The organism is Streptomyces sp. NPDC056738, from assembly GCF_042790435.1.
Taxonomy (GTDB): domain Bacteria; phylum Actinomycetota; class Actinomycetes; order Streptomycetales; family Streptomycetaceae; genus Streptomyces.
Map to the genome: position 1 here is coordinate 474,781 of NZ_JBHTZF010000003.1, position 22,126 is coordinate 496,906.

A 22,126-nucleotide genomic window follows, 5' to 3' on the forward strand; every position below is an offset into this window, starting at 1 on the left:
AACAACCGCCCGCACCCCCGGGCCGGGCCACACTTGACCTTCACCAAGGGGCAGGGCCCAGCATCGGTGACGGAACGAGGACGCGGACCGGATCCGGATCGGGTGCGGCTCGGGTACGGCAGGGAACGGGAGCGACGGGGTGGACGCGTGGAGATGCTGACGATCGGGGCCTTCGCGAAGGCCTCCCGGCTGTCGCCCAAGGCACTGCGGCTCTACGACGAACTGGAGCTGCTGCGCCCCGCCCGGGTGGACCCCGGGACCGGGTACCGCTACTACGCCGCCGACCAGCTCGGACAGGCCCGGCTGGTGGCGTGGCTGCGCCGGCTCGGCATGCCGCTCGCCGGGATCCGGCGGGTGTGCGCCCTGGAACCGGGGCCGGCCGCGCGGGAGATCCGCGCGTACTGGGCCGGGGTCGAGGCCGAGACGGCCGCCCGCCGGGACCTGGCCGCGTTCCTCGTGGACCAACTGTCACCGCCCCCAGGGAAGGACACCAGCATGCTGGAACTCCGTTGCTCCGCTCTCTCCGACACCGGTCTGGTCCGCGAGTCGAACCAGGACAGCGTCCACGCGGGTGCCCGCGTCCTCGCGGTCGCCGACGGCTGCGGGCCGGGCGGCGCCCCCGCGAGCACGGCGGCCGTACGGGCCCTGACGTTCCTGGACGACGAGCCGCTGTCGGCCGGTGGCGTGCTCAACCTGCTGGAGGACGCCGTGGAGGGCGCGGCACAGGCGGTGGCGGACCTGGTGCCGCGGCACGCCACGGCGGGGACCCCGGACGGCGTCGGCACCGGGAGCACGCTCACGGCCCTGGTGTGGACCGGCTCCCAGCTCGCCCTCGTCCACATCGGGGACTCCCGGGCCTATGTGCTCCGCGACGGCGGGCTGTTCCGGATCACCCACGACCACACCGTCGTCCAGTCGCTGATCGACGAGGGCCGTCTCACCCCGGAGGAGGCGGCCACGCATCCGCAGCGCGCGCTGCTGCTCAAGGCGCTGGGCAGCACCGCGTCCGTACCGGATCTGCGGCTTCAGGACGTCCGGCCGGGCGACCGCTATCTGCTGTGCTCGGACGGCCTGTCCACCGTCGTGCCCGACGAGGGGATCGAGCGGCTCCTCGCCGCGGCACCCGATCCCGACGCCGCCGTCCGGGCCCTGGTCGGGGCGGCGAACGACGCGGGCGGGCCGGACAACGTCAGTTGTGTGGTCGCGGACGTGGTCGAGGCGGGCAGTCCGGCCGGACTCCGGCTCGGGTAGGACCGTCCGGCCGGACTCCCTTTCGGTCAGGGGCAGTCCGGCCGGGCCCGCGGGTCAGTCCTGGGGTCTGCGGTAGCCGAGGGAGGCCTCGATGGCGCGGCTCACCGGGTCGGCGGGGGCGCTGTCGCCGGGGCCGGTCACCCAGGAGCGGAAGACGCTCGCCAGTTGCAGGCCGAAGGCCTCGGCCCGCGCCTCGTCCGCCTGACGCGAACCGTCACGGGCGGCGACGGCACGCGCGACCTCCGGCCGGAACGGCACAGAACGCGGTCCGGGTTCGTGCCGGTGGGAGCGGTCCGAGAGGGCCGCCCGCGCCACGGCCGTCGCCCCGTCCACGTGGTGGTCGCGGTGGCCTTCCTTCATGTGCCACAACTCGTGCCCGAGGATGACCAGTTGCTGCACGGTCTCGGCGCGCTCCTCGACGACGACGAGGTCGAAGTCGCTGAACTCCATCCACAGACCGGTGACTTCGATCTCGTCGGGGAAGCGCTCGAAGCGGAGCTGGACCGGACGGCCGCCCCGGCGCCGGCTCATCTCCTCGCAGAGGGCCTGCGCCAGCTCCCGCATGTCGACCGGCGTATCGATCCTTCTCCGCAGCACCCGGCCGAGCTCCACCGCCAGCGCCCGCATCTCGGAGCGGGTCCCGCGCGGACGCAGCGCCGCCACGAACCTTCCGACGGAGCCGGCGGCCCTCGTCGTCATCGCTCCGCCTCCCCGCCGTCCGGCAGGACCTCGGGAAGGTGCGGCGGGGACTCACTCACCAAAGGTCTCCCGGCAGTTGACTCGTCAAGTTGTGACGCGAGCCCGACCCTACGTGTCCGGGTCCGTCCACGCCACGGTTCCCCGGCGATCGTCCCCCGTTTCGCGGCGATCCTTACGGAGCCTGCGCTCCCCCTCCACGTCCTCGGCGCGATCGGGCGGCCGAGAGCCCGGTCCGGGATTCCGATCGTGTAGGAAGAACGTGTCCCTCCCGGTGAAGTCCTCTCGGCAAGGAGTCCTCGTGTTCTCCCTCTTCCCGGCCCTGGTGGGCGGCTCGGTCGCGGACCGGTCCGCGCTGCGCTTCGGCGATCGGTCCCTCACGTACGCGGAACTGGCCGCCTCCGCGCAAGCGCTGGCCGCGCGGCTCGACGGCGCCGGGAGGGTCGCCGTCTGGGCCACGCCGGCCCTGGAGACGGCCGTGGGTGTCGTCGCCGCGCTGCTCGCGGGCGTGCCGGCCGTACCGCTGAACCCGAAGTCGGGAGAGACGGAACTCGGCCACATCCTGGGCGACAGCGCGCCGACGCTGGTGCTCGCGGCCCCGGGCGACGTGCTGCCCGCGCCGCTCGGGGCGCTGGAGCGCGTGGACGTGGTGGTGGACGCGGAGGCGACGGCGAACCGGGCGGAGGCGGGCTCGGGGGCCGGGGGTCCCGGCGGCGCGGAGACCGTCGGCGCCGGCACGGTCACGGACCCCGCCGCCCCCGCCCTGATCGTCTACACCTCCGGCACCACCGGTCCGCCCAAGGGCGCGGTCATCCCGCGCCGCGCGATCGCCGCGACCCTGGACGCCCTGGCCGACGCCTGGCAGTGGACCGGCGACGACGTGCTGGTGCACGGCCTGCCGCTGTTCCATGTGCACGGGCTGATCATCGGCGTCCTCGGCCCGCTGCGGCGCGGCGGGTCCGTACGGCACCTGGGCCGGTTCAGCGTCGAGGGCGTGGCGCGGGAGCTGGGCGCCGGGGCGACCATGCTGTTCGGGGTGCCGACGATGTACCACCGCCTCGCCGAGGCGCTCGGGGAGGACCCCGGGCTCGCCAAGGCACTGGGCGGGGCGCGGCTGCTGGTGTCGGGCTCGGCGGCGCTGCCCCTGCACGACCACGAGCGGATCGGTGCCGCGACCGGGCGCGGGGTCGTCGAGCGGTACGGCATGACCGAGACCCTGATGAACACGAGCGTGCGGGCCGACGGGGAGGTGCGCCCCGGCACGGTCGGGGTGCCGTTGCCCGGCGTCGGGCTGCGGCTCGTCGAGGAGGACGGGACGGCGATCGCCTGGTACGAGGCCGACGGCACGCCGGCCGGGGCGTACGACGGCGAGAGCGTGGGCGAGATCCAGGTGCGGGGGCCGAACCTGTTCACCGAGTACCTGAACCGGCCCGACGCCACCGCCGCCGCGTACACCGCCGACGGCTGGTTCCGCACCGGCGACATGGCGGTCCTCGACCCCGACGGCTCGGTCCGCATCGTCGGCCGCAAGGCCACCGACCTGATCAAGAGCGGCGGTCACAAGATCGGCGCGGGTGAGATCGAGAACGCGCTCCTCGAACACCCCGGGGTCCGCGAGGCCGCCGTCGCCGGGGAGCCGGACGCCGACCTCGGTGAGCGCGTGGCGGCCTGGATCGTCCCGCTCGACCCCCAGGCGCCGCCGTCCGCCGACGAGTTGGCCGACCATGTGGCCCGGCGGCTCGCCCCGCACAAACGGCCGCGCACCGTGCGCTTCGTGGAGGAGCTGCCCCGCAACGACATGGGCAAGATCCTGAAGCGGGAGCTGCCGCGTGACTGAACGGATCTCGGCCCGCGAGGCCATCGCCCTGGTCACCGACAGCTTCGCCGAACTCCCCTCCCCCGAAGGGGAGTTCCCGCCGGACGGCCCGCTCTCCTGGAACGGGTACGGGGACGCGCGGGCGCGTGCGGCGGCCCGTACCGGCGAGGAGGAGTCCGTCGTCTGCGGTACGGCCACCTTCGGGACGGCGAGTTTCGGCACCACGATCGACGGCAGGGCTCCGCTCGGTCCGGTCACCGCCGTCCTGGTCGCCTTCGAGTTCGGCTTCCTCGGCGGTTCGCTCGGCGAACGCACCGGGGACCGTCTGGAGGCGGCCTACGACTACGCCCGTACGCACCGGCTGCCGGTCGTCTCGCTCGTCGCCACGGGCGGCAGCCGGATGCAGGAGGGCATGCTCGCGCTGACCCAGCTCCAGCGGGTGGCACGGCAGTCGGCGCTGCTCAGGGAGGCGGGGCTCGCTCAGGTCGCGGTGCTGCGGGACCCGACGACGGGAGGGGGCTGGGCCACGCTCGGCGCGGGCGCCGACGTGACCCTGGCGCTGCCGGGCGCCCAGGTCGCCTTCGCGGGCTCCCGGGTCCGCCCGCCCGACGCGGACCCGGCCGCGTACACCGCCGAGGCGCAGGTCGCGGCGGGTGCGGTCGACGCCCTCGTACCGAAGGACGGGCTGCGGGAGACGCTCGCCCTGTGGCTGGACCTGCTCACCCGGCCCGCCGTCGGGGCGGCACCTGTCCCGGCCGCCCTGGGCGAGGCGGCCGACCCGCCCGCGACGGGCTGGGAGGCGGTGCGACGCGCCCGGTCCGCACAGCGCCCGCGCGCCGAGGCCTACCTGGACGCCTACTTCACCCGCCGGGCGGCGATCGGCGGCGACCGCTGCGGCGGCACCGACGACGGCGTGCTGTGCGGCTTCGGCCGCGCGCACGACGGACGGACCGTCGCGTACGCCGCCCAGCGCGGGACCCCGACCCGTCCCGCCGGATACCGCACGGCGGCCCGGCTGGTGCGGATGGCGGGGCGGCTCGGCATCCCGGTCCTGACGCTGGTGGACACCCCGGGCGCCGCGAACGACGCGCTCGCCGAGCGGCAGGGGGCCGGTTCGGCGATCGCGGACCTGTTCGCGGCGGTCGCCACCGCCCGCACGCCCGTCACCACGCTGGTGATCGGCGAGGGCGGCTCAGGCGGCGCGCTGGCCCTGGCCGCTCCCGGCAACACCTGGGCCACGCCGGACAGTTACTTCTCCGTCATCGCGCCGGAGTCGGCTGCCGCGATCCTCAAGCGGCCCGCCGAGGAGGTCCGGGCGACGGCGGCCCAGCTCCGGGTGCGGCCGCAGGACCTGCTGGACCTGGGAGTGATCCGGGGCATCTCGCCGCGCCGCCCCTGAGGCCGGCCGGACGGCGGCCGCCGGATCCTCACTCCCGGGAGGATCCGACGGCCGCCTGCTCACCCGGGCGCCACGACGGTGGCGGCCCGCGGTTCTCCGGGCCGCCTCGGTGGCGGCGCGCCGGAGGGATGGGACCGGGTGGCGGGCTCCCGCCCCGGGCGGCCCGCCACCCGGCGACCGGTCACCGGACACCCACCGCCCGGATGATCTCCTGGCTGACCGAACCGCCCTGGTCGTCGTGGGCGGACGCCCGCAGCGACACGAACGCCGCGCCGCGCGGGACGTTCAGCGTGCCCTTCCAGCGGGCCGTGCCGGCGCCGCTCAGCGGGACCGTCCTCCAGGTGGCGCCGTCGTCGTAGGACACCTCCAGCTTTCCGCCGCCGAGGGTGCCGGTGTCCGGCGCGCCCTTCACGTACTCGGCGTGGATGCTCACCGGCACCCGGCCGCCGCGCACGTCGCCCGCGAGGTCGGTGTCGATGTCGTAGCCGAGGTTGACGAGCGGGAGGAAGGTCCAGCGGTCGTCGGGGGTGGCCGCCGAGCGGACGGTGAACTCGGTGTGGCCCTTGGTGGAGAGCTTCCAGCGCTCGGGGTCGAGGGTCGTGTCCGTGACCACCTTGTAGGTGTGCTCGTCGGCGGGCGCCTCCCAGACGTATCCCGCGGAGCTCTGCCGCCGGCCGAGCAGGACACCGTCCTGGTACACCTCGGTGAACTGCGTCATCCCGGTGTCGTCGCTCCACACGTCGCCGAAGCCGGTGTGGTCGGGGCCGGAGTCGCCCCAGCCGGGCGTGTTGAACTGGATGACGTCGCCCGAGCGCTGCTGGCCCCAGCCGAGTCCGGTGCCGAGCCAGGGGTGCCAGACCGGCTTGAACCAGTTCAGCCCCTGGTGGGCGCCGCCCCGGTAGGCGACCAGGCCGCTGCGCTCCTCCAGCGCGCCCGTCCCGACGTTCACGGACTCCGACCAGGTCTGTCCGGTGCCGGTGGAGACGTAGTCGGTGCGCTCGGCCGGGTAGTCGATCCGCTCCTGGAAGCCGAGTCCGATGGGGAAGGGGTCGACGATGGAGTAGCGGTACTCGCTGCCCGAGACGGGCTTCACCGCGTAGAACCTGGTGTCCAGCACGGCCAGTTCACGGCGGCCGGGCTCGTAGGCGAGGCTCCGGTCCGGGACGGCCCCCGTGTAGCCGTGCGAAAGGTCGTACACGTACGGCGAGTTGCGGGTGCCGGTCATGTCGACGGTCCGCTTCGCGCGCAGCCGCGCCGCGTCCGCCGCGTCGACCGTGGCGACCTGCAACGGCCGGTCCTCGTAGGCGTCCGTGCCGAACCAGGCGTTGAGACGGCCCGGCGCGTCGTCGGTGACGAACAGGGCCTTGGCGCCCGCGTCCTGGGCCGCCTGGGCGAGTTCGGCCGGCGAGACGCCGTCGGTGAGTCTCGCGAGCACGGCCTTGCCGCTCACGCCGGTGAACGGTCCGCTCCCGACGTCGACGAGCGGCAGCCTGGTGCGGCCCTCGGTCAGCGTGGTCCCCGGCTGGACGACCGTCTCCTCGACACCCGCGACCTCCAGGAGCGGCTTGCCCAGCCGCCACACGGTCCGGTAGTCGAAGGTGCCCTCGGTGACCTTCGGGGTCGGCGCGGCGAACACGCTGTCGTACTTGACGGGGAGCTGGACCGCGCCGAACAGGTCGGCGCCGCCGCCCGCACGGTCGTACTCCATGATCAGTTGCCGGGTCTCGGTGCGCCGGTCGACCTTGGCGCTGATCTCCCGCAACTTCCGCCCGTCCAGGGTGACTTCGCGGTCCTGGTCGAGAACGATCTGGGGTGCGGCGAGGAAACCGAGGCCGAGGGAGTCGGCGCCGTGGCTGCCGCGCACGTCGAGGAACGAGGTGAGGCTGTACGTGGCCGGGCGCAGCCGCAGCTTCAGCGTGCCGGAGTCGTCGACGGCCGCGGAATAGGCGTCGACGTCCTTCGCGAGCTGCTGGACGGCGAGGTAGGCCGCGGCCGGGCCGCCGTCCCGGTCCTTCACATGGACGGTGAGCGTGTACCGCTCCTCCTCCTTGACCAGCCCGAACGCGGTGTGCGCGACGGGGGTGCCGGCCACCGACGCCACGATCCGGCCCGACGTCTGGCCCGCGGGCGCCTTCCGGCTGTCGCCGGTGAGCGTGGTGGAGGCGCTGCCGTGCGCGGGCACCGTGAGCGTGGTGTCGGCGAGGGTGGCGACACCCTCGCCGGCCCCCTCCGCGGCGAGCGTCAGCTCCACCGCCGCGTCGGAGGAGTTGGAGTAGGTGACCGTCTTGGTGACGGGCTTGTCGTCGTCGTGGGGCCAGCCGTGGAAGCCGAGGTCGACACTGCCCGTGGCGGTGACCTTCGCGCCGACGGCGTCCGGGACGCTCACCCGGCCCGCGCCCAACTGGTAGACGGAGGCGTCGAGTTCCGCGGAGGTGGACATCAGCGCGTCCTTGAGCCGGGCGCCGGTCCAGTCGGGGTGGGCCTGGGCGAGCAGCGCGGCCACACCGGCGACGTGCGGGGTCGCCATCGACGTGCCGCTCATGGAGGTGTAGTAGCCGCTGCCGCCCACGAGCTGGGAGCGGGCGGCGAGGATGTCGACGCCGGGTGCGGACAGGTCGGGCTTGAGCGCGTTGTCGCCGTAGCGGGGTCCGGCGCTGGTGAAGTAGGCGGCCTGGTCGGAGGAGTCGACCGCGCCGATGGTCAGGGCGGAGTCGGCGGCGCCGGGCGAGCCGATGGAGGAGGGGGCGCCGGTGTTGCCCGCGGCGATGACGAAGAGGGCGCCGGTCTCCTTCGAGAGGGTGTCGACGGCCGCGGCCATCGGGTCGGTGCCGTCGCTCGGCTCGGTCGAACCGAGGCTCATCGAGACGACCTTGGCGTGGACGTCACGCGCGGCCCACTCCATGCCGGCGATGATCTGCGACTCGCTGCCCGAGCCCTCGTCGCTGAGCACCTTGCCGACGGCGAGGGTGGCCTCGGGGGCGACGCCCTTCTCCTGGCCGTCGGAGGCGGCGCCGGTGCCGCCGACGGTGGAGGTGACGTGCGTGCCGTGCCCGTTGCGGTCGGCGACCTCCTCCCCGTCGATGAAGCTCCTGGTCTGCGCGACCCGGCCGGCGAGGTCGGGGTGGCTCGTGTCGACGCCGGTGTCCAGGACGGCGACGGTCACGCCCTTGCCGGTGAGCCCCGCCTCCCAGGCCTTCGGGGTGCCGATCTGCGCGTTGCTCTCGGCCATGTCGGCCTTGACGCATCCGTCGAGCCAGACCTTGCCGATCCCGGCCTGCCGGGTCATCGCCTTCCAGAAGGTCCGGCCCTTGTCCGCGTCGACGGCCGCGCCCCGGATGCTCGGCAGCGACCGCGTCCGCTCGGCTCCGCCGGGGACGGTGGTGCGCGCCTTCGGGTCGTACGTCACGATCAGCGGCAGTTCACCGGTCTGCCCGTCGGTGAGCCCCTGCCGGATCAGCTCGCTCACGTCGAACAGCCGCCGGTCGAGGGTGCCTGCCTCCAGATACGGGAGCGCCTCGTCCGGTACGACGGTGACGGTCCCGTTCGCGACCTGGGTGCGCACGGCCCCGGTGGCCCCCCGGGGACGTACGACGGAGACGGTCCTCTTCCCGCCGCCGACGTCGGTGACGGTCACCTTGTCCCCGGTCACGAGGGTGACGGTGTGTGTGGTTCCGGCGGCTCTCGCCGCGGCCGGGGCGGCGGTGGTGTCCGCGGCGCCGGCGGCGGCCAGCGCGCCGGCCCGGCCCGTGGGCAGCAGCGCGAACACGAGCCCGGCCGACAGCAGCGCCGCCGGTCGTATCAGTGGTCCTCTGGTCATTCATGGCCTCTCTTCGTCGGCCGAGCGCGCACCTGGGCAGGGGGTGGCGCCCGGTGCTTGCGAAGAGTGTCGGGGGGCTTGTGTTGCGGTGACATTGACGGAACCTGGCGGGAAGGCGCCCTGGCGGCTTCCCGCCAGGACATGCCGGTAGGAGCCGCAGAAACCGGGACAGCGTCAAGTGGCGTGCGCGGCAACGCCGTTGCTTCGGCGGACGGCCCGGCGCACCGGATGCCCGGCGATCGCGTTCAGCGGATGGACGCGCCGCGGCGGCGGGCGCCCGGCGGCGCCGCCGGGCCGGACGGCGTCGGACCACCCGTCCGGCGGCACCTCGCCCGGCGGCCCAAAAGGGGCGCCGTCCCCGCCGCGCGCGCACCATGCGAGTAAGGACCGCCGTCCGGCGGAGCCCCACGGTCTGCGCTCTCGGGAGGACCTGCCATGACCGCCAGTCTGGAGCAGCTTCGCCGCTGTCACTTCGCCGTCGACATGGGCGCGGCGCGGACCCGTGTGTGGGTGCGGGGCGCGGGCCTGGTCGTCGACCAGCCGAGCGTCGCGGCGATCAACACGAAGACGGGCGCCCTGATCGCGGTCGGGGAGTTCGCGGAGCGGATGACGGGCCGCACCCCCGAATACATCAGGGTGGTGCGCCCGGTGTCCGGCGGCACCGTCGTCGACATCGACATGGCCCAGCGGATGCTGCGTCAGCTCCTGGGCGACAAGGTCCGGCGCACCCTGCGCCGCAAGCCCCGACTGCGGGCCGCGGCCTGCACCCCGCACGACGCGGGCCCGCTGGCCCAGCGCGCCACGATCGAGACGCTGGTCGGGCTCGGGGCGCGGCGGGTCGAGCTCGTCGACACGCTCATCGCGGCGGCGGTCGGCTGCGGACTGCCCGTCGAACGTCCCGAGGCCACCATGATCATGGTGTGCGGGGCCGCCGCGACCCAGCTCGCCGTGCTGTCGCTGGGGTCGATCGTCACCGCCGAGCGCATCCCGGTCGGCGGTGAGGCCGTCGACCACGCGATCGTGCAGCACCTGCGCCACCAGCACGAACTGATGCTGCCGAGTCAGGCCGTACGGCCGCTGCAGCTCGCCCTCTCCGGGAACGGGCTGACCCCGCACGGGCCGGCCCTGACCGAGATCCACGGGCGGGACGTGGCGACCGGGCTGGCGCGTTCCGTGAAGGTCGACACCGCCGCCGTCCGCATGGCGATCGAGACCCCGCTGACCGCCGTACTGGACGGCATCGGCAAGGTGCTGCGGTCCTGCCCGCCCGATCTGGTGGCCGACGTCGCCGACCGCGGGATCATGATGGTCGGCGGCAGCGCGCTGCTCCCCGGGCTCGACCAGATGCTCCGGCAGGCGACCGGCGTGCCCGTCCACATCGCCGAGCGGCCCGAACTCTGTGCCGTCCAGGGCCTCGGCTACATGCTGGAGGGCAAGATCGAGCCGATGATCCTGAACCCGCTGGCCAACTGACGTACCGAAGGACCGGCGAACGGTGTCCGAAGGGCCTTCCACGACCGACCCCCTGCCCGGACTCCCGCCCCTGCTGGAGGCGGTCCTCAGCGTCGGCACCGAACTCGGACTGCGCGCGACCCTCCAGCGGATCGTGGACGCCGCCGCCGAACTGACCGGGGCCCGGTACGCGGTGCTGGGGATGCGGGACCCGGCGCGGGACGGGCTGGTACGGATCCGCACGGCGGGACCGCACCTGACGGGGACGGGCCCTTCGCCGGAGGAACCCCGGCCGACCGGGAAGTCCCCGGCGTCCACCGAATCCCCTGCGCCCCGGGTGCGCCCGGCGTCCACCGAATCCCCGGCGTCGGCGTCGGCGTCCCGGGAACCCCCGGCCGACGAGGAGTCCGGGGCGTCCGAGGACCTCCCCTCCCCCGAGCTCCGTGACGAGCGGGAAGCCGACATCTGTCTGGACGTTCCCATCCGGGTCGACGACGAGGTGTTCGGCAACCTCTGTCTCGCGGACAAGTCCACCGGACCCGTGACCCGCGAGGACGAGCAGGTGGTGCGCCTGCTCGCCGCGCAGGCCGGTATCGCGATCGCCAACGCCCGGCTCTACGAGACGGCCCGGCAGCGGGAGCGCTGGATCGAGGGCGCCGCCGCCGTCACCACCACCCTGCTCAGCGGCGGCACCGCGGCCGACGCGCTGACCACGGTCGCCGAACGCGCCAGGATGCTCGCGGACGCCTCGGCGGGGATCATCCTCAAGCCCACGGACGAGGGCGGCATGGAGATCGTGGTCGCCTCCACCCCCGGGGACCCGGCCGGCATCGTGGGCACCACCATCGCGCCCGGCAGCCCGGTCCTCGAACAACTCCTCGGCGGGGAGCCGGTGTTCATCGAGGACTCGGCGACCGACCCGCGGATGACGACCTCCGTACGGTCCCGGTTCGGGCCGAGCATGATGCTGCCCCTGCAGACCGAGGGCCGGCTCATCGGCACGCTGGCCCTGCCGCGCGGGCGGGGCGACCGCCCGTACACCGAGGTCGAACGCCTGCTGGCCACCCAGTTCGCCTCGCAGGTCGCGCTCGCCCTGGTCCTCGCCGACGCCCGGCACAGCCGTGAACTCCTCGCGGTGTACGAGGACCGCGACCGTATCGCCCGTGACCTGCACGATCTCGTCGTACAGCGCCTCTTCGCGACCGGCATGATGCTGGAGTCGACACAGCGCAGGAACGCCGCGCACGGCGGCGACGACGGGCAGGCGGAGGAGGTGTCGGCGACCCTCGGCCGGGCGGTCGACGAACTGGAGGCCACGGTCCAGGAGGTGCGTACCGCCATCTTCGCGCTGCAGCAGCCGCCCGCCGACGCCCCCAGCACGTTCCGCGGCAAGGTCCTGCGCGAGACGGCGGGCGCGGCGGCGGTCCTCGGCGTCCGGCCGTCCACCCGGTTCACCGGCCCGGTGGAGAACCGGATCACGGAGCCGGCGGCGGGCCGCCTGCTCGCCGTGCTGCGGCGCGCCCTGGCCGCCGCCTCGCGACGGTCCGGGGTGTCGCGGATCGAGGTCGCCGTCGATGTGACGGTGACCCTGCCCGACGGCCGGCCCGGCGTCCGTCTGACCGTCCACGCCGACGGCTTCCCGAACGACGCCTCGGGCGCCCCGGACGTCAACTGGCAGTCACCGCTGTGACGTCCGGGAGCGGTGAGGTGAGGCGGAGGACGACGGGACGGCGGTGAAGGGCGGGGCTCGATTTCCGTCCGGGGCGTACAACCCTCCCGCCGGGGGAGGCGTCTGACGTTCGGGAATCACCGTTCCCCTGTCGTTCGTCCGTACGTATCCGCCGATTCACTCGCGAGGATCCCCCCATGCTCCGGACCGCATTCGACCGCCGCCCGCCGCGCAGGACCACGGCCACAATCACCGCCGCCACGGTCACCGCCGCCGCGGTCGGCGTCGTCGGCCTGATGGCGCTGGGCGCCGTCCCCGCCGCCGCCGAGGTCACCCCGACCGGTCTGGCCCTGGCTTGGCTCACGCCGATCGACGGAGTGGACCCCGGCAGCAGCGTCGAGCTGCCCGGCACGTTCGCCAACAAGGGAGCCACGGATCTCGACAAGGTCTACCTGGCCTACACCGTCTCCCGCGGTCTGGCCCACCAGGAACTGCCGTCCAACTGCGTGCGCTACGAGATCGGCTCCTACGACGAGAACCCGAGCCACTCCACCGCGGTGTGCGAGTTCGACCAGACGGTGAAGGCCGGTTCGGTCTACGCGCCCGAGAAGCCGCTGAAGATGAACGTCCTCGACCACGCGCTGTACGAAAGCCTCCGCATGACGGTTTCCACGTACGACTCCGGCGACGAGGACGGCACCGAGGAGACCGTACGGGGCACCGGGCCCGCGGTGAAGCTGACCGAGCTGCCCTCGAACACGCCGGTGCGTGCCGGCGACGTGGACCACCCGGACTGGGACGCGGAGAGCGTGCCGGTCACCGCGGACAACACGGCCGACCTCCAGGCGACGGGCGCCCGGCTGAAGGGCCGCGTCGGGGACACGGTCGCCCTGGACACCGGGTTCACCGACGCGGGTCCGGCCTGGGTGAGGTCGGACCTGGGCGACCCTGTCGCCAAGGTCCTGGTCAAGATGCCCGCCGGTACGACGGTGACCAAGCCGTCCGGTGCCTGCTCGAAGGTGGCCGCCGGGAGCTACCGCTGCGACCTCGCCAACTACTGGATCGAAGAGAAGGGCGCCGTCACCTACTCGTTCAGGCTGCGGATCGACAAGGCCGTGGCCGGGGCCAGGGGTTCGGTGACGCTCGACGCCGCCGAGCGCCCGTACGACAGGAACAAGAAGAACGACTCGGCCGCGATCCTGCTCGACGTCGACGGCGCCGGCGGCTCGACGGGCGGCTCGGGCGACAGCGGCTCGACGGGCGGTTCCGGTTCCACGTCCGCCACGGGCGGTTCCGGCGGCACCTCGACCGGCGGTTCGGGCTCCACCGGCGGTTCGGGCTCCACGGGCGGCTCGGCGGCGACCGGGTCCTCCGGCTCCTCGGCCACCGGCGGCGACCTCGCGAGCACCGGTTCCGGTTCCGCCCTCCCCCTCGCGGGCGCGGCGGCCGCGGCCCTCGCCGCCGGCGCGGGCGCGATCCTCGTCGTACGCCGTCGCGCGGCCCGGGACTGACGACCGGACCTCACCGTCCGGACAGCACACGGCCCGCCGGGTATCCACCCGGCGGGCCGTGTGCTTCGCACCGGCGGACACGTCGGTGCGGCGAGTCGGGGCGCGTGCGCGTCAGTACGGCAGGAGACGGCCCGAGGGCGTCCTGCGGTCGATCGGCATCTCGCGCGGAGCGGCGGGCCGACGGTTGACGCGAATCCGGATCTGACGGTTCATGACCCCTCCTCATGACTGATGAGACCGGCGTCCTCGTCGACGCGCATAGACGCATGGTGCCCACGGATGTGCCACTCCTACCCTCCGAGCAGCATGTTCCGTCGCGGCTCCGCCCCGGCGGCGCCGTCCGGTCCGGCCGGGTCCGACGCGAACGGCGTTTTCGGTTGTTCGCCGCCGTTTGTCCGTGTTCACCTGGGCGTATGAACAGCACACACAGCGCGCGCCTCACGCAGTGGTGGGAAGCTCTGGAGCCTTCGGCGCGGAAGGCACTCCTCGATCTCCACCTGGTCGAGGGCGACAGGCTGCCCGAGGGGTTCGTGCGGAGTCTCGCGGACCACGGCATCCATCCCGTCCAGTGGGACGAACCGGAGGCCGGGCACCTCGTGCCCGGGGAGGTGGTGGGGTTCCTCGCCGGGAAGCGTTCCGGGGACGGCTGACCGTCCCGTTCCGGGGGGCGCCTGACCGTCCCGTTCCGGGGGCGCTTGACCGTCCCGTTCCGGGGCGGCCGACCGTCCGCTCCCCGGGCCGGCCCGGGTCCGCCCCGGCGACCGAGGTCCTCCCTCGGGCCCGACCGGGCGCCGGTGTCGCCGCCCGTGTCCCACGCCCGTCCCAGAGGTACCGCGTTCCCGCAGGTCACGTAGGTGGGACTGTCCCGCCGTCCCTATCCGGATCGAGAGGATCCGCCGCGGGGCAGTCGCTGCCAGCCTGATCGGCGGCCGGAGGTTTCCCGGCCACTGATCAGAGGGGGAACACCAGATGGGAACAAGGACGCTACTGCGGGGCCTGACCCTCGCCGTGGCAGCGGTCCTGCCCCTGTGCGGACCCGCGGCGGTGCAGGCGGCGCCGGCCGCCGCGGTCGCGGTCTGCGGGCACACGAGCGAACAGCCCACGCTCAAGCAGGGATCCACGGGGGACGCGACGGTCGAGGCGCAGTGCCAACTCGACCTGGCGACGAAGCCGAGCCGGTACACGCCGATCGCGGCGGACGGCTCGTTCGGAGCGGCGACCGAGACGCGGGTGAAGGAGTTCCAGCGGTGCGCCGGGCTGAGCGCGGACGGCGTGCTCGGACCGCAGACCTGGGCGGCGCTGAACTCCTGGGCCGCACAGCCGCACACCTGCTCGACCCAGGGCACGGCGGGGACGGCGCAGGCGACCGTGTGCGGCCACACCGACGCGCGCCCGACCCTGAAGAAGGGCGCGAAGAGCGAGGAGGTCAAGGAGGTCCAGTGCCGGCTGAACCTGGCCATGGAGCCGTTCCACTATCCGCCGCTGACCGTCGACGGCGACTTCGGGGGCGGCACCGAGGACCGGGTCGTCGAGCTCCAGCACTGCGCCAACCTCAGTGCCGACGGCACCGTGGGCCCCAACACCTGGGCGAAGCTGGTCGACTGGTCCAGCCGTAACGCGTACTGCACGCCGCCCCACCCCGCCGGCCACCCGATCGACGGCCTGGACACGGCCAAGTACCAGCACCCCGGCGGCGCGCCGATCGACTGGAAGGCCGTACGGGCCTCGGGCGCCGAGTTCGCGACGGTCAAGGCCACCCGCGGCACGAACGTCACCGACGAATACCTCGCCACCGACCTCGAAGGGGCCAGGACGGCGGGGCTGGCCGTGGCGCCGTACCACTTCTACACGGGCACGGCGGCCGACACGGGTGCCGCGCAGGCCGACCGGTTCATCGCCGCCGTGCGGGCGACCGGCTACACCGGGAAGCGGGCGGGCGACCTTCCGCCGATCTTCGACCTGGAGCGCATGGACGACGGCAGCGGGCGCTGTCCCACCTACGGCACGGTGGCCGACGCCAAGGCCTGGCTCGACCGGGTGGAGAACGCCTTCGGCCGCGTTCCGATGATCTACACCCAGAAGTCCTTCCTGGACGACTGCATGGGCTCGACCACCGCCTTCGCCCGGTATCCGCTGCAACTCGCGGACTACCGCCAGTCGATCACCCAGCCTCCGGTGCCGAACGGCTCGGCGACCTGGACGATGTGGCAGTACACCGACGCCGCGATCTTCCCGGGTCTGCGGGCGCCGGCGACCGGCGACGTGTTCAACGGCACCCAGGCCGATCTCGACCGGCTGGCGAACCGGTGATCCCCGCCGCGACCGCCTCCGCCTCCGCCTCCGTACCGAGGAGCGTCCCCATGACCGCCCGGTTCGCCCGTGCCTCCCTCGTCGCCCTGCTCGTCACGCTGGGCTTCACCGTCCCGGCGCCCGCCTCGGCCGCCACCACCGCCACCGCCGCCACGAGCTGTTACGGCGGAGCGGTCACCGTGCACTACGGGGAGGTCCGCGACTTCGGCCCGTACGTGACCACGAGCCGCTGCACGGACATCAACATGCGGATGACCGGCGGCGACGCCGATTTCGGCTGGGCCTGCGTGCAGTTCGCGCGGGCCAGTGGCTGCAACTACTGGACCAAGATCGGCCGCAACTGGACGACCATCGCCACCGACGTCCTGAACGGAACCCGGTTCACCGTGCCCAACGGCGTCGACCTGGAAGGCAGTTCGGCCACCTTCCAGATCGCCTTCTGACCCTCTCCCCCACTTCACGAACGGAGACCATCATGAGCAGGACCAAGGCGCTCGCCTCGGCTCTCGTCACCGTGGCCGCGCTGCTGGGAGCGGGTGCCGCGCCCGCCGCCGCACAGTCCTCGGCCGCGGCGACCAGCTGCTACGGCGGAGCGAAGACCCTGAACTACCGCTACCAGGCGGGCCCCAGGGACTACGGCCCCTTCACCACGTCCTCGCGGTGCGGTGACATCAACATGCGGCTCACCACGGACGACCAGAGCTTCCTGTACGCGTGTGTGGTGTTCATCGACCACACCGACAAGTGCAACCACGACAACACGTACTCCCTGCACGGCACCCCGTGGGCGACCGTCGCCACGGACGTCAAGGACGGCACACGCTTCGTCCTGCGCGTCGGCCCGTACGACACCTTCGCCCAGAACGTGAACTTCCAGCTCGCCTACTGACCTCGCTCCGCCTCCTCTCGCACCACCGTTCCGAAAGGACGACGATGACCTTCCTCTTCCGTTCCGCCGGCGGCCGCTCCGTCGGCAGCCGCCCGCTCGACCGCCGCAGCATGCTGCGCGGCACGCTGGCCGTCGGCGCCGGCCTGGCGTTGAGCCCGCTGCTGCTCTCCGGTACCGCGCAGGCCTACTCGTGGTCGCGCACGATGAAGCAGGGCGACAGCGGCGCCGACGTGCTGGAGCTGCAGATCCGCGTGGCGGGCTGGGCGGCCGACAGCGCGAGCCACACCCGGGTCGGCCTCGACGGCGACTTCGGTCCCGGCACGTTCGCGGCGGTCAAGCGGTTCCAGGCGGCGTACGGGCTCGACGACGACGGGGTCGCCGGTCCGAACACCCAGGCGAAGCTCAACGCGCTGGAGCAGTCGGACGGTTCCACGGCCCACTTCAACTGGAGTGAGTTCGTGGACCAGTCGAGCGGCACGTTCAACGGCGGCAAGGTGAGCGCGGCGGCCGCGAAGGAGAACGCCCGGCGCTGCATGTACAAGCTGGAGGCGCTGCGCAAGAAGCTCGGCGACAAGCCGATCACGGTCAACTCCGGCTTCCGCAGCATCGCGCACAACGCCGACATCGGCGGGGCCAGCGACAGCATGCACCTGTACGGCACCGCGGCCGACCTCGACGTCCCCGGCGTGGCCACCAAGACCGTCTACCAGAAGGCGGAGACCTGCGGGTTCTCCGGCCTGGAGCGGTACACCGTCGACCACCAGCACGTCGACAGCCGGGCCGACCTCGGCCGCGACTGGTGGTGGGAGAGCGGCACGGTCTGACGCTCCCGGTGATCCGGGGCCGGGGTCCCTGTGCCGGGGATCCCGGTGCCGGGCCCGGTGCCGGTGACCCCCGAGCCGAAGTTCACGAGCCGAGGGTCCCGGTGATCGGGAGCACGGAGGTCCCGGCGCCACGGAGTTCCGGGTCCCGGTGATCCGGAACGCGGAGGTCCCGGGTATCGCGGGGCAGTACCCGGGACCTCCGTGCTCCACCGCTCCGTCCACCTCTCCGATGCGGCCTTCCGGCGTCAGCTCTTCGCCGCGCCCTTCGCGCCCGCCGAGGCCTTCACGCCCTGGGAGCCCTTCGTGTCCTTCGTGTCCTTGGACTCCTTGGAGTCCTTCAGGGCGGCCTCGCAGGAGGGCCAGTCGTGGAAGTCGTGCCGGACGCTCCACAACCGGTGGGCCGCCCGGATGTTCCACTCCGGGTCGAACGCCCGCCGCGGGGTGCCGCCGAGCTCCCGCAGGCGGACGTCGGAGATCTGGAAGACACCCCAGTTGCGGCTGCCGTTGGTGTTGGGCAGCACCCACAACGGGTCGAGGAAGGAGGCGCAGCGGGCGATGGCCACGGCGGTGCCCGGGTCCTCGGCGAACACCTCGCGGATCCGCTTCGTCACGCGGTCCGGCGACCAGGTGGCCATGCTCACCTGCTGCGCGTAGAGCGCCTTCTTCGTCCCCTCGTCGACGACACTGCTGGCCGGCATGCCCGCCAGCACCTGGAACGCGGTCAGCCGGCGCAGGGTCTCGGGCCCGAAGTCACCGTCGACGGCGAGCCTGCCCTTGGCCCGCACCAGGAGCGTCTGGACCTCGCGCACGCACTCGTCGTGCTGGCCCATGCTGACCGACTTGCACGCGGAGGAGTACAGCAGCCCCTCCTCGGACGTCGGCGGAGGATCGGCGGGCATCCATACGAAGCCGGCCACCAGCCCCGTCACGGCCACGACCGCGGCGGCCAGGACCGCGAACCGCGAGGACAGCTTCTCGGGCAGCCGTCCCCGTCGGGGCTCCCCGGCCCCGGCGGTATCGGTCTGCGGCGCGACGGCGTCACCCGGTCCGGGTGCCGTCCCGGCGGACCCGGCCGGAGCCTCCGCCGCCGAAGCGACCTTCGCCGAAGCCGCCTTCGGACCCGGTTCCCCTTCGCCCTCGCCGGTCGGGACGGCCGGGGCGGTCGTACCGGCCGCGGTGGCCGCGGCCGGTACGTTCCGGTCGGTGTCCGCCAGCGCCCACAGCCGGTGGAGTTCGCGGAGCTCCTCCGGACTGGCCCCGCACACCTTTCCGAAGGAGTGCACGACCCGGTAGTCGCCCGGGACGCCGAGGCCGGAGCAGTAGCGATGCAGACTGGAGCCGCTGACGCCCGCTTCCTTGCCGAGGCGGTCGTAGCCCCGGCCGCTGCGGTCCTTCAGCATCCGAAGGAAGGCGGCGAACTTCTCGGTTTGCGAAGGGTCAGCCACGTATCCACCCTTGCTCAAGCCTCTACTGACGGGTAGAAGCTACACCGCGGAAACTGTGCGCGCCCTTTGAGTGCCGGAATGCGATCGTCAACGACCGCTGAAATGACGCTATTTGAAAGACCGTCACCAGTCGTCACCGGCGAACCGTCAAGGAGAGGCGCCGCCGGCGCGGCCGGAGCCCGCGCGGCGCCGCGGTGCCCGCCGAGTGCGGCGGTCGCGGTCAGGTGCGCGGGGTCGGTGACATTCCACAGGGTGACGGTCGCTCTCTCGCGTCCCGCGGCCAGCGACCGCCCGTCGGGGCCGAACGCCGCCGCGCAGACCGCGCCGCGATGTCGGACGAGGCGCGTAACCGGGCCGCGAGGAGGGGGTGGGGACGGTCGTCCCGCTGGCGCCATGGTGCTGTCTCGCGTGCCCGGGAATCCCGGGGAAGGAGCCGGACGGACTCCGTGGGTCTCCGGCAGCCGTCGACGCCTGCCGTGGGCCTGACGCAGGCCTGACGGCCTGTCCTCGCGTAGCCAGTGGTGGGGCGGGTGGGACTCGAACCCACGGCCGACGGATTATGAGTCCGCTGCTCTAACCGGCTGAGCTACCGCCCCGTTACGGCGCGCCGCGCACATTTGTGCGCGCCGTCTGCCGCAGCATAGCCGCTCATACGATCTCCTGCTCCGGCTGGTCTGCTTCGCGTGACCATGACGCCTTCGGCATGCCCTGGGCGGTCCCTGCGGACATGAAAAAGGACCCCGAAGGGCCCTCTTTCGTTGCTCTCCCGACTGGACTCGAACCAGTAACCTGCCGGTTAACAGCCGGCTGCTCTGCCAATTGAGCTACAGGAGATCGAGCTCCCCCGACTGGACTCGAACCAGTAACCTGCCGGTTAACAGCCGGCTGCTCTGCCAATTGAGCTACGGAGGATTGATCTTTGCATCGAACGCACCTACCTGGGTATTCGCCAGGGGGCGTGCGCTCGCTGCGACACATACATTAGCGCAAGCAGGGGGGTGCTCCGCCAATCGGTTCCCTCCACACCGATGCCGACGCAAGGGAAGGGTGGCCGTCATGCGCTACCGGCTCACGTTCGTCGCCGGACTGGCCCTGGGTTACGTGCTCGGCACGCGGGCCGGGCGCGAGCGCTACGAACAGCTGAAGAAGTCCATGCGCCAGGTCGCGCAGAACCCCGCGGTGCGCAACACCGCGGAGACCGCGGCCCAGCAGAGCCGCGAGATCGCGGGCAAGGCGCTGCACACCGTGAGCGAGAAGGTCGGCGACCGTGTCCCCGACTCGGTCACGGACCGGGTGCGTTCCCTGCGCGAGCGGAACGGGACCGGCGCCGGCGAGGACGACTGGGGCACCAGCAACACCTAGGGGCCGAGGAGGCGGCGCCGGGCCGGGTCACGGCACCGGCGCCGCCGCCTCCCCCCTGCGCGGCGGTCCTGCGGAGGCCCGTGTACCGGCCCGGCGCCACGGACTCGCGCCGTACGGCAGAATTTCCGCCATGGGGATAGTCGCCGGGCTGGACAGTGCGCCCGATTTCACTCGCATCGTCGTCTGCGACACGGACACGGGTGCCGTGCTCAGGCAGGGGTATGCGCCACATCCGGTCGACAGCGGCGAGGGTGGCGGCCGTCCTTCCGACGTGGATCCGCAGGCCTGGCTGCTGTCCCTGGGCGAGGCGGCGGGCGGCGGGCTCCTCGAAGGCGTCCAGGCCATCGGCGTGTCGGCCCAGCAGAACGGGCTGGTCCCGCTCGACCCGCAGGGCAACACCGTGCGCCCCGCGATGGTCGGCGGGGACAAGCGGGCGCAGGTCGCCGCGGCCGATCTGATCGACGCGCTCGGCGGACGCGAGGCCTGGGCCCAGGCGGTGGGCAGCGTCCCGCAGGCCGCGCAGCCGGTCACCAAGCTGCGCTGGCTGAGCAAGACCGAGCCCGAGGCCGCGCGGCGCACCAGCATGCTGCTGCAGGCCCACGACTGGCTGGTGTGGCAGCTCCTCGGCCGCCCCGTGCGCAGGACCACGGACCGCGGCGGGGCCTCGGGCACCGGGTACTGGTCGGCGGCGACGGGCGCGTACCGGCAGGACCTCGTCGAACTGGCGCTCGGCCATCAGGCGGGGCTCCCGGACGTGCTCGGCCCCTCCGAGGCCGCGGGGACCACGCCCGAGGGGCTCCTGATATCCGCCGGGACCGGCGAGACGATGGCGGCGGCGTTCGGGCTCGGCATCGGGCTCGGCGACGCGGTGGTGTCGCTGGGCGCCTCCGGCTCCGTGATGGCCGTCCACCCCGAGGCGCTGGCGGACTCCACCGGCATGATCACCTCACTGGCCGACGCGACCGGCATGCATCTTCCGGTCGTCACCACGCTCAACGCCGTACGGGCCCTGCGCGGCACCGCGGAGCTGCTCGGCGTGCCGGACCTGGAGGGTCTGTCCGAGCTGGCGATGAAGTCGACGCCGGGCTCGCACGGGCTCGTCCTGCTGCCGTACCTGGAGGGCGAGCGGACCCCGAGCCTGCCGCACACGGCGGGGACGCTGGCCGGGCTGCGCCGGGAGTCGATGAAGCCCGAGCACCTGGCGCGGGCCTCCTTCGAGGGCATGCTCTGCGGGCTCGCGGACGCGCTGGACGTGCTGCGCGGCCGGGGTGTGGACGTGCGCCGGATCTTCCTGCTCGGCCAGGCCGCCGAGCTGCCCGCCGTCCAGGCCGTGGCGCCCGCGCTGTTCGGCGCGCAGGTCGTCGTACCGCAGCCCGCGGACTACGCGGCGCTCGGCGCGGCCCGTCAGGCGGCCTGGGCCCTCGGCGTCTCGCGGGGCACGCTCGACCCGCGGACCCCGCCGATGTGGCAGGGTCCGGTCGCCCAGGTGCTGGAGCCCGGCGACGAACTCGCCGTGGGGCAGGCCGTACGGCAGCAGTACGTCTCCGTACGCGAACAGACGCATCCCGGGGCGTTCCGGGCGTAACGCCTTGACGGACGTACGTCCGAAGACGGAGGCGGCGTCCATTTTTGGACCGCACTTGGGTTAATCGGTTGAGGTAACGCGGGGGGAGTGTCCGACGATA

16 protein-coding genes and 3 tRNA genes are annotated in these 22,126 nt (G+C 73.2%); 13 read left to right on the forward strand and 6 right to left on the reverse strand.

Annotated features, from left to right (window positions below):
• Nucleotides 1-153: 153 nt before the first annotated feature.
• On the forward strand, nucleotides 154-1,251 hold the full coding sequence (locus tag ACFRIC_RS09730) for a MerR family transcriptional regulator (RefSeq protein WP_382782755.1): 1,098 nt from the start codon (nucleotides 154-156) through the stop codon (nucleotides 1,249-1,251).
• 54 nt (nucleotides 1,252-1,305) lie between these two features.
• On the opposite strand, the gene ACFRIC_RS09735 is transcribed toward ACFRIC_RS09730, so the two are convergent.
• Entirely contained in the window at nucleotides 1,306-1,950 is a 645-nt protein-coding gene (locus tag ACFRIC_RS09735) for a toxin-antitoxin system, toxin component (protein ID WP_382782059.1), read from the reverse strand.
• Between the two features lie 298 nt (nucleotides 1,951-2,248).
• Between ACFRIC_RS09735 and ACFRIC_RS09740 the strand changes: the two genes are divergently transcribed.
• Both ACFRIC_RS09740 and ACFRIC_RS09745 read left to right on the forward strand, forming a co-directional pair.
• Nucleotides 2,249-3,784, forward strand: a complete 1,536-nt coding sequence (locus ACFRIC_RS09740) for an acyl-CoA synthetase (RefSeq protein WP_382782062.1) — start codon at nucleotides 2,249-2,251, stop codon at nucleotides 3,782-3,784.
• The gene (locus ACFRIC_RS09745; protein WP_382782065.1) at nucleotides 3,777-5,162 is read left to right on the forward strand and encodes a carboxyl transferase domain-containing protein; all 1,386 of its coding nucleotides are present in this window, start codon (nucleotides 3,777-3,779) and stop codon (nucleotides 5,160-5,162) included. Before ACFRIC_RS09740 ends, ACFRIC_RS09745 begins: the two co-directional genes overlap by 8 nt.
• 181 nt (nucleotides 5,163-5,343) lie before the next feature.
• Here ACFRIC_RS09745 and ACFRIC_RS09750 read toward each other — a convergent pair whose 3' ends face one another.
• Nucleotides 5,344-8,979, reverse strand: a complete 3,636-nt coding sequence (locus tag ACFRIC_RS09750) for a S8 family serine peptidase (RefSeq protein WP_382782068.1) — start codon at nucleotides 8,977-8,979, stop codon at nucleotides 5,344-5,346.
• Nucleotides 8,980-9,414: 435 nt separating this feature from the next.
• Here ACFRIC_RS09750 and ACFRIC_RS09755 point away from each other — a divergent pair, with 435 nt between their 5' ends.
• The 8 genes from ACFRIC_RS09755 to ACFRIC_RS09790 all read left to right on the forward strand — a co-directional run bounded on the left by ACFRIC_RS09755 (nucleotide 9,415) and on the right by ACFRIC_RS09790 (nucleotide 17,634).
• Complete coding sequence (locus tag ACFRIC_RS09755) at nucleotides 9,415-10,452, forward strand: rod shape-determining protein (RefSeq protein WP_382782070.1); 1,038 nt, start codon at nucleotides 9,415-9,417, stop codon at nucleotides 10,450-10,452.
• 22 nt (nucleotides 10,453-10,474) lie between these two features.
• The gene (locus tag ACFRIC_RS09760) at nucleotides 10,475-12,121 is read left to right on the forward strand and encodes a GAF domain-containing protein (RefSeq protein WP_382782073.1); all 1,647 of its coding nucleotides are present in this window, start codon (nucleotides 10,475-10,477) and stop codon (nucleotides 12,119-12,121) included.
• A 176-nt stretch (nucleotides 12,122-12,297) separates the two neighbouring features.
• Nucleotides 12,298-13,611: a hypothetical protein gene (locus tag ACFRIC_RS09765; protein WP_382782075.1), complete on the forward strand. Its 1,314-nt coding sequence runs from the start codon at nucleotides 12,298-12,300 to the stop codon at nucleotides 13,609-13,611.
• 413 nt (nucleotides 13,612-14,024) lie between these two features.
• On the forward strand, nucleotides 14,025-14,261 hold the full coding sequence (locus tag ACFRIC_RS09770; protein WP_382782078.1) for a hypothetical protein: 237 nt from the start codon (nucleotides 14,025-14,027) through the stop codon (nucleotides 14,259-14,261).
• Between the two features lie 319 nt (nucleotides 14,262-14,580).
• Complete coding sequence (locus ACFRIC_RS09775) at nucleotides 14,581-15,921, forward strand: GH25 family lysozyme (protein ID WP_382782080.1); 1,341 nt, start codon at nucleotides 14,581-14,583, stop codon at nucleotides 15,919-15,921.
• Nucleotides 15,922-15,971: 50 nt separating this feature from the next.
• Nucleotides 15,972-16,364 carry a hypothetical protein gene (locus ACFRIC_RS09780; RefSeq protein ID WP_382782082.1) on the forward strand — a complete coding sequence of 131 codons (393 nt, stop codon included), beginning with the start codon at nucleotides 15,972-15,974 and terminating at the stop codon, nucleotides 16,362-16,364.
• A gap of 32 nt (nucleotides 16,365-16,396) precedes the next feature.
• Nucleotides 16,397-16,810 carry a hypothetical protein gene (locus ACFRIC_RS09785; RefSeq protein WP_359025992.1) on the forward strand — a complete coding sequence of 138 codons (414 nt, stop codon included), beginning with the start codon at nucleotides 16,397-16,399 and terminating at the stop codon, nucleotides 16,808-16,810.
• A 44-nt stretch (nucleotides 16,811-16,854) separates the two neighbouring features.
• The gene (locus tag ACFRIC_RS09790; protein WP_382782085.1) at nucleotides 16,855-17,634 is read left to right on the forward strand and encodes a D-Ala-D-Ala carboxypeptidase family metallohydrolase; all 780 of its coding nucleotides are present in this window, start codon (nucleotides 16,855-16,857) and stop codon (nucleotides 17,632-17,634) included.
• A gap of 245 nt (nucleotides 17,635-17,879) precedes the next feature.
• On the opposite strand, the gene ACFRIC_RS09795 is transcribed toward ACFRIC_RS09790, so the two are convergent.
• The 4 genes from ACFRIC_RS09795 to ACFRIC_RS09810 form a co-directional block, all read right to left on the reverse strand.
• Nucleotides 17,880-19,079: a helix-turn-helix domain-containing protein gene (locus tag ACFRIC_RS09795; protein ID WP_382782088.1), complete on the reverse strand. Its 1,200-nt coding sequence runs from the start codon at nucleotides 19,077-19,079 to the stop codon at nucleotides 17,880-17,882.
• A gap of 519 nt (nucleotides 19,080-19,598) precedes the next feature.
• Nucleotides 19,599-19,675 (reverse strand) — tRNA-Ile (locus tag ACFRIC_RS09800).
• A gap of 165 nt (nucleotides 19,676-19,840) precedes the next feature.
• Nucleotides 19,841-19,913: transfer RNA gene (locus tag ACFRIC_RS09805), tRNA-Asn, on the reverse strand.
• Nucleotides 19,914-19,918: 5 nt separating this feature from the next.
• Nucleotides 19,919-19,991 (reverse strand) — tRNA-Asn (locus tag ACFRIC_RS09810).
• A 144-nt stretch (nucleotides 19,992-20,135) separates the two neighbouring features.
• Between ACFRIC_RS09810 and ACFRIC_RS09815 the strand changes: the two genes are divergently transcribed.
• Both ACFRIC_RS09815 and ACFRIC_RS09820 read left to right on the forward strand, forming a co-directional pair.
• Complete coding sequence (locus ACFRIC_RS09815) at nucleotides 20,136-20,441, forward strand: YtxH domain-containing protein (protein WP_355765017.1); 306 nt, start codon at nucleotides 20,136-20,138, stop codon at nucleotides 20,439-20,441.
• A gap of 130 nt (nucleotides 20,442-20,571) precedes the next feature.
• On the forward strand, nucleotides 20,572-22,026 hold the full coding sequence (locus tag ACFRIC_RS09820) for an FGGY family carbohydrate kinase (RefSeq protein ID WP_382782092.1): 1,455 nt from the start codon (nucleotides 20,572-20,574) through the stop codon (nucleotides 22,024-22,026).
• Nucleotides 22,027-22,126: the final 100 nt, after the last annotated feature.